The organism is Pseudoalteromonas sp. G5_S1_54_S4 (assembly GCF_054968565.1).
In genome coordinates, this window is sequence record NZ_JBQKUL010000013.1 from 36,882 (window position 1) to 51,085 (window position 14,204).

8 protein-coding genes are annotated in these 14,204 nt (G+C 40.4%); 5 read left to right on the top strand and 3 right to left on the bottom strand.

What is annotated here, in order from left to right; translation table 11 throughout:
• The first annotated feature begins 3 nt into the window (after positions 1 to 3).
• Positions 4 to 2,817, top strand: a complete 2,814-nt coding sequence (locus ACTRWE_RS07260) for a TolB family protein (protein ID WP_013466232.1) — start codon at positions 4 to 6, stop codon at positions 2,815 to 2,817.
• Positions 2,818 to 2,834: 17 nt separating this feature from the next.
• On the opposite strand, the gene ACTRWE_RS07265 is transcribed toward ACTRWE_RS07260, so the two are convergent.
• Together ACTRWE_RS07265 and ACTRWE_RS07270 are read right to left on the bottom strand one after the other, a co-directional pair.
• Complete coding sequence (locus ACTRWE_RS07265) at positions 2,835 to 3,998, bottom strand: tetratricopeptide repeat protein (protein ID WP_368485160.1); 1,164 nt, start codon at positions 3,996 to 3,998, stop codon at positions 2,835 to 2,837.
• 48 nt (positions 3,999 to 4,046) lie between these two features.
• On the bottom strand, positions 4,047 to 5,180 hold the full coding sequence (locus tag ACTRWE_RS07270; RefSeq protein WP_033103563.1) for a PepSY-associated TM helix domain-containing protein: 1,134 nt from the start codon (positions 5,178 to 5,180) through the stop codon (positions 4,047 to 4,049).
• 272 nt (positions 5,181 to 5,452) lie between these two features.
• On the opposite strand from ACTRWE_RS07270, the gene ACTRWE_RS07275 reads away from it, so the two are divergent.
• The gene (locus ACTRWE_RS07275) at positions 5,453 to 6,067 is read left to right on the top strand and encodes a PQ-loop domain-containing transporter (RefSeq protein WP_016899022.1); all 615 of its coding nucleotides are present in this window, start codon (positions 5,453 to 5,455) and stop codon (positions 6,065 to 6,067) included.
• Positions 6,068 to 6,132: 65 nt separating this feature from the next.
• Positions 6,133 to 6,921, top strand: a complete 789-nt coding sequence (locus ACTRWE_RS07280) for a PhzF family phenazine biosynthesis protein (protein ID WP_033103562.1) — start codon at positions 6,133 to 6,135, stop codon at positions 6,919 to 6,921.
• 52 nt (positions 6,922 to 6,973) lie between these two features.
• Here ACTRWE_RS07280 and ACTRWE_RS07285 read toward each other — a convergent pair whose 3' ends face one another.
• Entirely contained in the window at positions 6,974 to 9,484 is a 2,511-nt protein-coding gene (locus ACTRWE_RS07285) for a zinc-dependent metalloprotease (RefSeq protein ID WP_462879746.1), read from the bottom strand.
• Between the two features lie 292 nt (positions 9,485 to 9,776).
• Between ACTRWE_RS07285 and ACTRWE_RS07290 the strand changes: the two genes are divergently transcribed.
• On the top strand, positions 9,777 to 10,955 hold the full coding sequence (locus ACTRWE_RS07290) for an efflux RND transporter periplasmic adaptor subunit (protein ID WP_028834707.1): 1,179 nt from the start codon (positions 9,777 to 9,779) through the stop codon (positions 10,953 to 10,955).
• 13 nt (positions 10,956 to 10,968) lie between these two features.
• Positions 10,969 to 14,100 (top strand): efflux RND transporter permease subunit, encoded by a 3,132-nt coding sequence (locus ACTRWE_RS07295; RefSeq protein WP_013466226.1) that lies wholly within the window; start codon positions 10,969 to 10,971, stop codon positions 14,098 to 14,100.
• The last annotated feature ends 104 nt before the right edge of the window (positions 14,101 to 14,204 follow it).

The following is a 14,204-nucleotide window of genomic DNA, read 5'->3' on the forward strand; positions in this document are numbered from 1 at the left end:
ATTGTGAAAAAGTCACTCATTGCATCAGCCTTATTATTGGCTGCACCTAGCTTTGCTGCTGATTGGCAAACCATTCATACCGAGCATTTTAATGTTCACTTTAGTAGTGAGCATACTGATTTTGCTAAATCGACTGCTGTGGAGCTGGAAATTGTTCGCACTAAAGTGCTTGAGCAACAAAACCGTGCGCTTGATAAAATCGTCGATGTGGTGGTGTTTGACCCTCTAAATGCAGCGAATGGCTTTGCCTTACCAACCTCTAATAATCCTGTTATGGCGCTTTTTACTACGCCACCGCAGTCGGATACCGTGATATCAAATTCATCGGGTTGGCAGCAATTGTTGGTGCTGCACGAATATATTCATTTAGTTCATTTAGCGCAGCCAACCCGTAACGACTGGCAGCAAAAGATTCGCGGTGTATGGGATATATACGATTTAACCTATGGTGATACACCGCGCTGGGTAGCCGAAGGGTACGCCACTTTAATCGAATCAAAAATGACAGGTCGAGGGCGCTTATTTGATAACTATGCTGAGGCAATACTTAGAGAGTTTGCTCAGCAGGGAGCGCTTCCCACCTATGGGCAACTAAATAGCGATGAGGGCTTTATGGCGGGCTCTATGGCATATTTAATGGGAAGTCGTTTTTTATATTGGCTAGAGCAAAATTACTCAGAGCAGCTACTCGATAATGTATGGGTTCGTATGCGGGCGGTTAAGTCTCGAGATTTTGACGACGCATTTTCTGGTGTATTTGGGCAAAGCGCTGCAAGGTTATATCGTCGATTTATTGCAGAGTATACCTATAAAGCGATGCAACAAGAGCAAACCGAATCACCACTTAATAGCAAGCTTTGGTTAGAACTTGATTTATACGCTAGCAATCCAGCTCTTTCAAATGATGGTAGCAAAATTGCGATAGTTGAACGTGATGAAAAGAGTAAAACAAAACTAATAATTTACAGTACAGAAGACAACACCAAAGCACGAGATAAGTTTACTAAGGTGCAAAAGGAGCTCCTAGAGAACGATAAGCAAGATGTTCCTGATACCCCGCCAATCGTGTTTAAGCGCGAACAAAAACAAGTACTAAATCAAATTAATCGCGCAGGTATTGCTAACCCGCAATGGGTAAATAACAACACACTTTATTTTAATGCCTACAGTAGTGAAGGATCGGGTATTTATAACAAAGTGTCTGACATTTTTAGCTACAACACCGACACTGGCAACATAGAGCAACTTACAGAGCTGGCCGGTATTCGCCGTTTTAGTGTTACCCGTGATGGTGAAACACTTTACGGTGAGCAAATAAGAGCTGGGTATTCTGAATTAGTAAAAGTCGATCTTAATACGCAAACTATAACGCCGCTTTTCAGCAAGAGCTTAAAAACCACGTATGATTACCCGACGCTTAGCCCCGATGAAACAAAATTAGCTTATTTATCAGCGTCATTAAACGAAAATTGGCAATTGTACATACAAGGTGTGGGCGGTGACACTAGAGAGTCAGTCCCAATGCCTAACGGGTATCAATACTTAAGCCAACCGAGCTTTAGTCAAAACGGGGAGTCTATCTATTTTGTTGCTGGCCTAAATAATAAGACTGATATTTATAATTATCATATAAAAAATAACACCCTCACCCGCTTAACTAACGGGCAAGAAGCGCTCGCATACCCGATTGAGGCTGAAGATGGCTCACTACTTTACTTCTCCATTAATGCCGATGGCCCTGATGTAAAAACGCTAACAATAAAAAGCCGTACAGTCGTAACTGATCTCGCTGTAAACAGTGAGGCTCCATTGTTGATGGTAAATAAGCATACCTTGCCACCGGCAAAAATATATACCGATGAGATAGCAGAACAAAGCGATTACGCAGTACTTGAGCAGCGAGCGACGTTTGCCTTGGGATCACAGTATTATTCAGCGTCAACCAGTTTGCTAAGTGTAGGTATAAAAAGTAGCGACTTATTAAAACAACTTGATTTACAAGCGGGTTATAACATTGATTTGCATGACGGTGCATTACATGGCGGCTTTATACAAGCAAAATACAATGCGTTAAATACAAAGTTTAAGCTTGCGCTATTTGATTATAATTTGGATACATCACATCAATATCAACCTAGCTTAAACGCTGATATTGATGCCCGAGGTGGTTTTGCTTCAATAAACCATCCATTGAAATTTGGCCAGCTTCAGTTAACCCCAGAATTGGCCTATAACTATACAGATTATAAAAATAGCCATAAAAATTGGACACGGTTGAGTATTGCTCAAAGCTGGCAACATGACCGCCAAGCATTTGCTATTGGGCAGAGTATTTATGCCAGCATTTATGATGGGCAGAATCACAGTAGTCATTGGCAAGGTTATGACTTGGCAGCAAAAATATTTGGTAAAGCGTTTGATATACCACTTTTTGTTAACTTTGAGCAAAAGCAAAGAGATGACAGTAGCCTGACATTAGGTGGATTCAGTTCTAATTTAATTAATCAACAGCAAAGTAGTGAATTTGTGCTTGCTGCTGAACTGCCTTTTTACAGTGCAACTGCAGAGCGTTATCAAGGTTATGGCGGTGGTATTAGCTTTAAAGAAGGCATGCCTTGGCTTTATTACAAGCAACATCAATTAGATAGCAACGTTTATGCACAAAGTTACGGCTTAAAGTACCAAGGTGACTTTAGCTTTGGTATGGGGCCTGCGGGCGTTAATGACTTAACCTTTGATATGGGGTTGTCGCGAGTAGAAGGTGACAGCTTTGAAGATGAAATGCGCGCGTGGTTAAGCTTTTACTATTCATTGTAAAAGCCTATTTAGCTAAGTTACTTACTCGCTTTTAAGGACAGTAACTTAGCTTGATATACATTTAACTTTTGCTTGTCTTTTTCGAGCTCTATCGCTTTCTCAAGTAATTTTTGTGTTTGGTGATTTTTTCCTTGTTGATAGCGAATTTTAGCAAGCTCTAAATAAAGTTCTGCAATATACGGCGCTTTTGTTATGGCTTGTTCAATATGCTCTGTAGCGGTATTAATTCGTCCTGTTTCTAGGTCATTTTTTGCAATAACTAAAAGTTCATAAGGATCTTTTTCTACTTCAGCAAGTCGGCTTGCTAATTGTTCAACAAGTTGCTGATCACCAATTTGTTTGGCTAAAACTTGATAATTACTAAGTAAATTTATATTTATCAGCTTATTATCTAAAGCAGTTTGGTAAATAAGCTGTGCACTTTTTAAATCGCCAGCTCGTCGATGTAAAATTCCAGCCATATTAAATAGTTCAGGATCATAAGGGGTGTATTTATTTGCTTGTAAAATAAGAGAGTACGCTTGATCAAGCTGCTTATCTAAAAGCGCGTCAGCAGCTAAGTTACTATAAAATTTAGAGATTAAATCATTATAATTAGCACTATCAGAATACACACTACCTCTGGTTGGGAAGTAGTCTATTAAGGTTCCTGGGCGAAAAAAAGTGATCACATTTTCTTCTTTTTCAGGCAGTTCCTCTTCTGGGGCATAAACTTTAGTTCTAAAATGGTTTGCTACATAAACCAAGTTATCTTCCTGTGCATAAACTGGCTCGCTAGTCATTTCTTGAAAGCTGGTTTTAAGCCCTAATGTTTGTGCATAACTTTGGGTAAGAACAGCAAGGCTGATACAGTTACCTTGTGCAAGGTTGAGAGATTGAGATGATGTAAGCGTATCGCCATGATACTTAAAATTAGAGAGCTGATTTTCAAGGTAGTTATAAATAATACGGTCACTACGAATATTAGCTGTTTGTTGTTTTGTTACGAAGGCTAAAAAGCGTGCTTTTTCTGCCTCGGGAAGTTCAAATATAACCTTTTCAGAAGGTGTGGTTTGTTGTACAAATAATGTGTGATTAATTAATGAACTTAATTGTACGCGCTGAGTTTGCGTATTGATTTTGCTGCTGCACCCCACAACAAATAAAAAAGTTAAACTTATTATTACCTTGAACATATTCATTAACTCACTCCCTCGTTGGTTTCACTTTACAAGGGAGTGATTGTTTTATCAAGCATTCGCGCTTCGTCGTTGAGTTAAGCGATTTTTGTGTGATTGCTTTTTACGTTTACGGCGTGTGAGCCATAAATAAAAGCCTGTACCAGCGAGCCATACAGGGCTAAGGCCAACAATACACCATAGTATTTTACTGATAAGCCCAGCAAAATAACCAAAGTGTAGTTTTCTAAAACTGTCTATTACTTGCCAACCAGCACCAGCTTCTCGAATATCCCAGTTAGCGATGTGTTCACCTGTTTGCTTATTATAGGTTATGGTATTGGCATATTCACTGGTAAGTGGGTTACTGGTATTTACTTCGCCATAAAGAGTGATATTTTCATCGGGCTCTCGTGGAAAAACTAAAAAAGTTGTATTAAAAGTGGGTATTTGCAGCTTGCTATCATTAAGAATCCGCTCAAAAGAGATGTCGTCACTATATAATTTATTTGTAATAGTGTGGTGCTCTTCTTCTGCGTGTTCTATTACTTCGTGATACCACACTGCACCATTAAAATAACCACCTGTAATCGCTAAAACGATAAGAATAGGTGAGCCTAAAACACCGGTCATCTTATGAATGTCACTGAGTACTATTTGTAACGTTGCGCGCCAGCGTACGCTAAATAGTCGCTGCCAAAATTTGCGGTAAATAATTAAGCCAGTAATACCTAAAGTTAATAAAAATAAAGCAAAAAAGAACCCTAATACGGTGCCTGTTTGCCCTGGTAAACTTTTTAAGTCGTTAAGTAAAAAGGTGTAATGGAGCTCTAAAAACCAGTCGGTAAAATAATGAGTTGTGCTTACGGGTTCTGATAAAACTTCTCCTGTGTATTGGTCTAAATGCAACTTATACCAATCGTCAGTGCCAAGCTTAACCAAATAAAGCCGGTCGGCGGTGGTGTTATTAAAAAGCTCCCAGCTTCCTACTACATACTCAGGAAAGGCTGCTTCGGCTTTATCTATTAATGAGTCCATAGGTAAGCGAGCAGCTTGCTGCTGTACCACAAAGTGTTTGTCAGGCATCAGTAAGCCGTCTATTTCACTTTTAAACACTAAAACACTGCCAGTAATGCTAATAACAATTAACGGAATAATGGCAATTAGCGCCAACCAACTATGAATTTTAAACAGTGTTTTTCTCATTATTTTAGCTTGTATATTAAATTACACGTATGCGCATGATAACAGTTATCATTTGTATTGCAATTAGTTGAAGTGGCGTGCTGTGAAGTTTTAGTAACGGTTTTTGTATACTCAAGTTGCCATCACTAAAAACTAAAGTAAGCGTTAAGCTTGTATAAAACCTAGCCAGCCCTACAATGCGCGCACACAAATAAAGCCTTTAAAAACAGATGTTTAAAAAATGTTTTATTTCTTCCTTTTTATTAACAACAATGTAACGAGCGAGGTTTGCTTTGGCGTATTATTTGCCTATTTTGTCAGTGTTTATTTTGGTTTTTAGTTTTTTACCGCTACTTAATAAAATTATTAAAAACCGCAGTGTATCGGGTGTATCACTGCTAATGATGACATTTGGTTTAGCGCAAAGTGTGTACTTTATTAGCTACAATCTTTATTTTGCTCGCTTTTATATTGCCTTGCCGTTTTTTGCGACAGGATTGTTGAGTGGTTTAATTTTATACTTTTTTGCCCGTTATAATGCCGCTAAACGTCAGAAGCTGCAGTTACTTGGCATGCTTAGCTTTTCGTTATTACCTTTTTTGTTGCTGTTAAACCCTAACCTAGATACTGCCTCTGTGCTAAACGGCTTAACTTATGTGGGCTTAATTATGAGTTCGGTTCGGGTTATGCCACAAACCTATAAAACACTGCGAACAGGGAATATTAGTAACCTGAGTGCGCGCTATTTTAGTTTGCAATTTATAGCAGGTATCTGTGGTTTGTTTGCAGAGCTAGCCATGCCAGTGCAAAGTACTTCGCATATATTAATGTTTATTATGATATTGCTAACTAATGCGCTGCAATTTGCGTGTATGCAGTATTATCGCGTACGTCCTGTGTTGGCATAAAATTATAGTGACCGTTAATTTCATTTGTGGCACTTTGAGTGACCAATAAATAAAAAGTGCCCACTATGAAATTAACTATCCATCAAATCGATGCGTTCAGCAGTGAACTGTTTAAAGGTAATTATGCTGCCGTGATCCCATTGGAGTCTTGGCTTAGTGATGATCTTATGCTGAATATAGCTTCGGAAAACAATGTGTCTGAAACCGCTTTTACTTGTCAGTCGGCAGATGGAAGCTTTTCGATACGTTGGTTTTCGCCATTAATGGAGATTGATTTTTGCGGCCATGCTACTTTAGCGGCGGCCTATGTGCTTTGTGAGCAACATAGTATATCGCAGGTGTGCTTTAGCGCAGAGGCGGTGGGCAAACTGATTGTTAATAAAAATAACGATGGCAGCTTTGCTATGACCTTTCCTAAACAAGCCCCTGAAGAGGTTCAGCTCATCCCTGATGCTCTATTAGCTGGCCTGTCTATACAACCTGTTAAAGTGCTGAAAAACCGCCAAGCTTATTTTGCTATTTATGATAATGAGCAGCAGGTTGTAGATCTGAAAACAACCAATGAACAACTAAAAAAATTAGCCCCATTAGATGTGGTTGCAACAGCACCGAGTGTTGAGTATGACTTTATTTCTCGTTATTTTTGGCCTGCCAGTGGGGGTGATGAAGACTTTGTAACCGGCTCAATTCATACTGGGCTTGCCCCTTATTGGGCAGGGCAGTTTGGAAAAAATTCTCTCAGTGCTTATCAAGCCTCACAACGAGGTGGGAAGCTACACTGTGAAGTGGGCAATACAACAGTGACATTAACGGGTCATGCCGTAAGGTACCTTAAAGGCACTATTTACCTTTGAGTTAGTGTAAAAAAGGCCACGTATGACGTGGCCTTGGTTTACTCAGTGTTATTTATGCTTCTAGCGCTTTGCTAATTAAGCGGTCGATATATTTTTTATGTGCTTTGGTTGCGGTATCAGCGCCCCATGCAACCTTTTTATCGGCTATTTGAGTTAGCTGATATAGCGCGGCTGTTTTCGCTAAGTTATCGTATTTACTTGCTTTTTCTAGGCCTGCAATCGCAATTAACTGATTAACATATTCAATCTGTAAATTATGACTGACTGAATTAGCGGTTTTACTATCAACAAAGATACTTGCAGTTAAATCCTCCATAAATTGCGTAAGGCTGTATTCATTACCATATAAAGCAGTATCTGAAATACGCAGTAACACAGCAGGATGTAGTAGTTGCGCTAGTACACTCTTTTGCATACCTAAAATCATTTTATGCGGTTTAGGGTCTTCGTTTTTACCGTAATGATTAAACCCACGACGCTGCTGCTGCATAAAGTTATACAATGGCTGCATGCTTTGCAGTACATTTGGAGCAAACACATACTCAGCTAAAATAGCCATTGCTTGGGTTTGACGCTCAAGTGGTACCGGTGTAAAAGGCTTTGCTGCATTTTCATCGCCCACGACGGCACGCTCTACATACACGCCACCAATTTGACGAGATACCACGCCTGCTTGTGCACGATACTGGCCAAATAGGCTGTTAGCTGAAGTAACAAGCTGTTGGTAAGACTCACCTTTTACTGTAGCTTTGTCTTTAAGTTCTGCAAAGAGTGTATTGATCAGTGCCATTCTATCTGCGCCGTAAGCTGCAGGGTTAGACGACAAGTCACCTATCATCACGCGAGGGTCTATGTGGCGGCCAGGGGCACGCATGTCGTCGGCATCGTTACCAAAGGAAAGCGCATGTTCGCTTGAGCGAGCGAGTATTTTATCAAGGCGAGCTTGCTCTGCAGCTTCATCTTTAAGCGCTGCGCTGTAGCCGTAATTTATTGCCCAATCATCGTATGGACCTGGTTTAGTTTGGAAAATATCGCCTTGAGTCACACCCGTTGGCGCTATATTTGCTGGCGCATAGTCCATTACCGAGCCGGTAACTATGCCTTGGGTTTTACTTTTGTCGTGAACTTCTTTCTCATCCCACAAAATAGAAGACTTCATGTTGTGATTAAGACCTAGAGTATGCCCTACTTCATGTAAAACCAGCTGAGTTAAGCCTTGGCGTAACATTTGGGTATCTTCAATATCAGCGCCATTTGCTAAGCCCTTGGCCATTATTAGGCTTTGCTGTAATTCATGACCTAAAGAGCAATTGAGTTCTGAATAGTTGGTTGGCTGTGTATGGCTCATCGTGCCTTGAGTATACAGTGTGTCGTATATCCAGCGGTTTTTCATAAATACAAACTCAAGCATAATGTCTGAGCCTAAAATTTCACCGGTTAACGGGTTCGCTAATGCTGGCCCATACCCACCAAACGGTGGTTTGGGTGATGAAGTCCAGCGTAGTACGTTATAGTTAATATCGCCGGCATCCCAATCGGCATCGTCAGGTTGTATTTTCACTTCAAGTGCATTTTTAAAGCCTGCTTTTTCAAATGAGGTGTTCCAAGCAAGTACGGCATCACGCACGGTGTCACGCCATTCAACCGGTGTGGTGTTTTCTATCCACCAGGTAATCGGTTTTACTGGTTCTGAAAGTGCAGCGTTTGGATCTTTCTTTTGTAAATCCCAGCGCTTAATGACATCTTGGTATGGCGCCCAGTCGGTTGACGTCATTTTATCAAACTGATTGGTGAAATAACCAATACGTGCATCATCAAAGCGAGGTTGGTAATTGTTTTCTGGTAAAGCCACAAATGAATGTTGTACTTTTACCGACACACTTCGGGGGTCGCTTACAGCACCTGAACCTCGAACGGTTGGGCTGCTATTGGTAAAAACATAATCAACAACCACATCTAGGTTGTTAGGGTATGGGCGCTGTTTGATGATGCGTGATTTTTTATCGTCTAATTTACCTACTTTAAAACGCTTTTTAGCATTTTTATCGTTCGGGTTAGGCGTAGGAGATACTTTATGTAGCGCTTCACTTAAAAAAAGCTTATTTACATTAAAGGCTATTTTACCTTCTTCTTGTTTTTCTATTTTTATACTTGCAAGCACGGCTTCGCTGATATTAGCTTCACTGGCTTTGGCAAGTGCGCTATTTTCGTTAAATAAGTAGCGAGGGGTTTTACTAATAATATCAATACGATCAAAGTATTTTCTAAATTCAATCAGCTTTGTTTCACGATACGACCCACGAAAATGACCCGCATCAGTCGCACCATCAATGGTATGTGCAAAATAAACAAAAGGCGTATCGAGCTGTGATTCGTTTATCACCATTAAGTGATCGCCGGTTTTTTCATCTTGGTAAAGATTAAAAATACCCGCAAATTCGATTTGCCCTTTAATCATTTCAGTTAATGTTTGTGGTTTCTTTTCTTCTTTTTTTTCTGCTGCAACAGCATAGCTGCCACTAAGCGCTATACTCAGCGCCAAGGTAAGTGTGGTTAATTTCATCGTTTAGTCTTTTTTAGTTGTTAATGTAATTTTACTGTACGGTGTGTCATGCTTTTTCGCACAGTATGATTAATAAATACTAACCTAAAGTGATTAGCTTTATGATTTATAATGGTAAAAGATTGTAACAATACATTTATAAAGCGGCTTAACAGTGCTTTTGACTTACCTTTTATTTGCTGAAGAAGACCTTATTTATACCTTTTTGTAACAGTTGCTTACAAATGTCACGTTAATGTTTCATTAAGCTTTGGTATCATAGTGCTAATAGTAATTTGGGAGAAATAAACAGATGCAAGGTAATGTACTTAGATGGGCTTTTCCATTTGTAGCACTGGCATTAGGTGTTGCTGGTTTTGTTGCAATTAATGCGATTGCAAAAGAGTCAGACAAAAAAGAAGTCATAGACACTCGACCAACGGTGCAAGTTGAAGCCGTTTCCGCTAACGATCATCAAGTTATCATTAATAGTTATGGTGAAGTGCAGCCACTAGAAAATACCCAACTTTCAGCGCAAGTGTCAGGTGAAGTAGTCAGCTGGCATCCAAGCTTTGTGGCGGGTGGTGTTGTGGGTCGCGGCGAAACCTTATTTACTATTGAAAAAGATAACTACGAGGCTGCGGTATTGCAAGCTGAAGCTGAACTTGCCCGCGCTCAAGCGATGTTAATTGAAGAGCAAGCGCAAGCCAAAGTCGCAGAAGACGAAGCAAAACGTTTCCCAAATAAAGCACGTACAGATTTATTTTTACGCAAACCACAAGTGCTGAGTGCGCAAGCATCAGTTAAGTCGGCGCAAGCAGCATTAAAAAGAGCCCAACGCGATTTAGACAATTGTGAAATCACCGCACCTTACGATGCATTAGTTGTTAGTCGGAATGTGGGGGTTGGCCAGTTTGTTAGTATGGGCGCTCAAGTTGCCGAGCTGAATAATATTGAAACCGCTGAAGTGATTATTCCGATTGCAGGTTTTGACAGTGTGTTTTTACCTGAGCGCGTTAAAGGGGTAACGGCAACCGTTATTAAAACAGGATTCAATGGGTTTACTCGCCAAGCAGTAATAGACCGCGATTTAGGGATTGTTGATAACGCGACTCGCATGAGCAGTTTAGTGGTAAGAATTGAAGATCCTTACGGACTGACTAATCAGCAGCCTGCAATTAAATTTGGCACTTATGTACAAGTAAACTTTGCCGGCACTATGCTCAATAATATTTATCGTTTACCGCAAGAGTTAGTAAATAACCAAACCGTGTGGATAGTTAATGATGAGCAACAGTTAGAGCCGCGTAAAGTAAAAGTGATTCGTGAAGAAGGCGAATATTTTTATATTAGCGATGGCTTACAGGCCAACGATAAGCTCGTTACCACCTTACCGGAATACCCTCAAAAAGGCATGGCAGTAAAAATAGCCGGTTTAACAGAGACTAAAAATACAGATGCAGCAGAAAATGCATCCACTGAAAAACTTTAAGGTAGGGTGAGTTATGAATAACACAGAACAGCCCAATACAACCAAACAAACAGGGTTAATTGCTTATTTTGCTAACAACTCTGTTGCTGCCAATTTAATGATGTTTTTTATTATTGTAATGGGGCTTATAAGCTACTTTACCATTCAGCGACAAATGTTCCCTAATATAGAAGTTAACTATATTACTGTAAATGCAAACTACCCGGGGGCGTCGCCACAAGAAATTGAAGAAAGTATCTTAATAAAAATTGAAGAGTCGCTAAAAGATATAACAGAGATAAAAAAAGGGGTATATCGCGCTTTTCGTAATGGGGGTTCTGCCAGCCTTGAAATTAATACTGACGCAGAGCTTACCGACGTTCTCGATAAGGTAAAACTGCGAGTAGATGGTATCGCGACTTTTCCTGCAGGAATGGAGCCGGTTACCATTAGCCAAATAGAGTTTCGCCAAGATGTAATTGGTATGACGCTCGTGGCTGACCTACCGCTAAATGAGCTTAAGCCAATCGCAAATCAGGTTGAAGATGAACTCTTGCAGTTATCGAATGTATCTTTAGTGGTAAACGATGTGCCACTGGATGAAATTGCCATAGAAATAGAGCCCGACACACTGCGCCAATATAATTTAACTTTATCGGATGTAGCAAATGCGGTACGTCGTTATTCGGCTAACTTTTCAGCCGGACAATTAAAAACTGATGCGGGTGTTATTTCGGTTCGGGTAGAAAATCAGTTTTATTCTGGTGAAGAGTTTAGGCAAATTCCGGTAAAAATTGGCGCCAATGGTGCCAAAGTGCTGCTACAAGATATTGCTATAATCAAAGATCAGTTCGTTGAAGGTGAGCGTTACTTTAAATTTAATGGCGAAAACGCGGTTTATTTATCGGTAAAAGCCACCGAAGATCAAAACATTATTCCGGTGGCCGATTCGGTTAAAGCGTATATTGATCAAAAAAATAAAGAACTGCCATTGGGTGTACGTATAGAGCCGCTAATGGACTTTACTTACTATCTAAATGCACGCTTAGACATGATGAAAGCTAATTTGCTGCAAGGTGCAATTTTAGTCGCTATTATGCTTTCGTTATTTTTACGTTTTAAGCTCGCACTGTGGGTAATGATTGGTTTACCAGTGTGCTTTTTAGGTGCGATGATGCTGATGCCGTTATTTGGTATCACAATTAATATTGTGTCTTTATTTGCCTTTATTATGGTGCTGGGGATTGTGGTGGACGATGCCATTGTCATAGGTGAAAGTGCCTACACCGAAATAGAAAAAAAAGGCGGCGGTGTTGTTAATGTGGTTAATGGCGCTAAACGAGTGGCAACCCCTGCCACCTTTGGTGTACTAACAACCATTGCGGTATTTGCGCCGTTTACGCTTTCAAGCGGCCCTGAAAGTTCCTTTTTTATAGGTATTTCAGTGGTGGTGATTTTATGTTTAATATTTAGCTTGATTGAATCTAAGCTGATATTACCGGCGCACATTGCGCATACTCACTTTTCTCCTATTAACCCTGACGGTTGGCGAGCACGCTTTAATAAGCGCTTTTTTGGCTTTGTAAATGGGCCGTATAGGCAGTTTATTGTTAATTGTATAAAGTGGCGTTGGACGGTGCTGTTTAGTTTTATTGCGCTACTAATTTTCACCTTTGCGTTAATATCGTCAAACCAGGTGAGAATGATCCCATCGCCTAAAGTGCCGCATGACTTCCCGCAAATTAATGTTGAGATGAACGATAACGTATCAGACATTCAAACTATTAATGCTATTCGCCAAATCGAAGCCATGGTGCTTGAAATAGATAAGCAAACCGAGCGCGAAGAAGGGCAAAAGATGATTCGCGATGTATTGGTATTTAACCAAGGTCGTACAGAGGCGCAGTTATTAGCGCCATTGGTTGATGAAGATTTACGCCCTTATAATGCCTTTGAGCTTTCGCGCCGCTGGCGTGAAGCGATGCCTAATATTGCGGGCGTTAAATCGTTAACTATTCAGGATGATGTTGGCGGTGGAGGTGGCGGCGGTAACGGTGAGTTTGGTTACTTGCTGTATGGCTCTGATATCGATACATTGAATGAAGCAGGGCGTCGCTTTATTGGATTATTGCAGCAGCAAGAAGGCTTATTTGATATAAGCTCTACCATTGACCCTGCTAGCAAAGAAGTACAAATGAGCTTAAAACCAGTCGCCTTTGACTTAGGGTTAGATTTGGCCTCAATTGCAAATCAAGTCGGTGCCAGTTTTTATGGTGGCGAGGCGCAACGTGTTATTCGTCGCGGTGAAGAAGTACGGGTGATGGTACGTTACCCTAAGCTTACTCGCGAAGCGTTTTCATCGCTTAAACACGCGGTTATCACTACGCCCCAAGGCAAAGAAGTATTGCTAGGAGATGTGGTTGAGCTAACTGAAACCCCTGGTATTAGTTATATTCGTCGTGAAGGCGGTTATCGCACTGTTTATGTGTATGGCAACATTGATGAGGAAGTGATTGAGCCAGGCGAAGTGGTTAAGCAAGTAAAAGAAAATTTACTACCACAACTGTTGGACGAATACCCAAGTGTTAAGTCAGAACTAGGTGGCGCAATTGAAGAGCAACAAGCGCAAGCTAATGAGCAATTGTTATTTTTTGCTGGTGGTATGATTTTAGTTTATATATTACTTGCCGTGCCGTTAAAAAGTTACTCACAACCTCTCATTGTAATGTCGGTTATTCCATTTAGTTTAACGGGGGCAATATGGGGTCATTTTTGGTTTGGTTTAGATATTAGCTTAATGTCGGGCTTTGGTTTAATTGCTGCTGCAGGGGTGGTTATTAACGACTCCTTAGTGATGACTGATTTTATTAATCAGGCGCGTCGAGCTGGTATCAGTATAAAAGATGCGGTTATTGAAGCAGGCTGTGCACGCTTTAGGCCCATATTACTTACCTCAATTACGACCTTTGCAGGGGTATTGCCGATTATGTTTGAGACCAGTTTACAAGCCAAATTTGTAATACCTATGGCGGTAGCTCTGGGCTTTGCGGTTATGTTTGCAACACTGATCACCCTTATTTTGGTGCCGTGTTTGTATATTATTTTAACCGACATAGGCGCGCTATTTAAGCGCCCGTTCGCAAGTAAAAAAGCGAGCGTAAGTTAACACCACCCAGATCATGTAGCTGAAAAAAGCCAACCGTTTATAAAGCGGTTGGCTTTTTTGTTTTATGCTCATTAGTGCAAACTTTAGTATTGTTTTTAAACTCT

Coding starts and splice junctions, on each gene's coding strand:
- ACTRWE_RS07295 (WP_013466226.1), top strand. CDS start 10,969: ATGAATAACACAGAACAGCCCAATACAACCAAACAAACAGGGTTAATT.
- ACTRWE_RS07285 (WP_462879746.1), bottom strand. CDS start 9,484: ATGAAATTAACCACACTTACCTTGGCGCTGAGTATAGCGCTTAGTGGC.
- ACTRWE_RS07290 (WP_028834707.1), top strand. CDS start 9,777: ATGCAAGGTAATGTACTTAGATGGGCTTTTCCATTTGTAGCACTGGCA.
- ACTRWE_RS07270 (WP_033103563.1), bottom strand. CDS start 5,180: ATGAGAAAAACACTGTTTAAAATTCATAGTTGGTTGGCGCTAATTGCC.
- ACTRWE_RS07280 (WP_033103562.1), top strand. CDS start 6,133: ATGAAATTAACTATCCATCAAATCGATGCGTTCAGCAGTGAACTGTTT.
- ACTRWE_RS07265 (WP_368485160.1), bottom strand. CDS start 3,998: ATGAATATGTTCAAGGTAATAATAAGTTTAACTTTTTTATTTGTTGTG.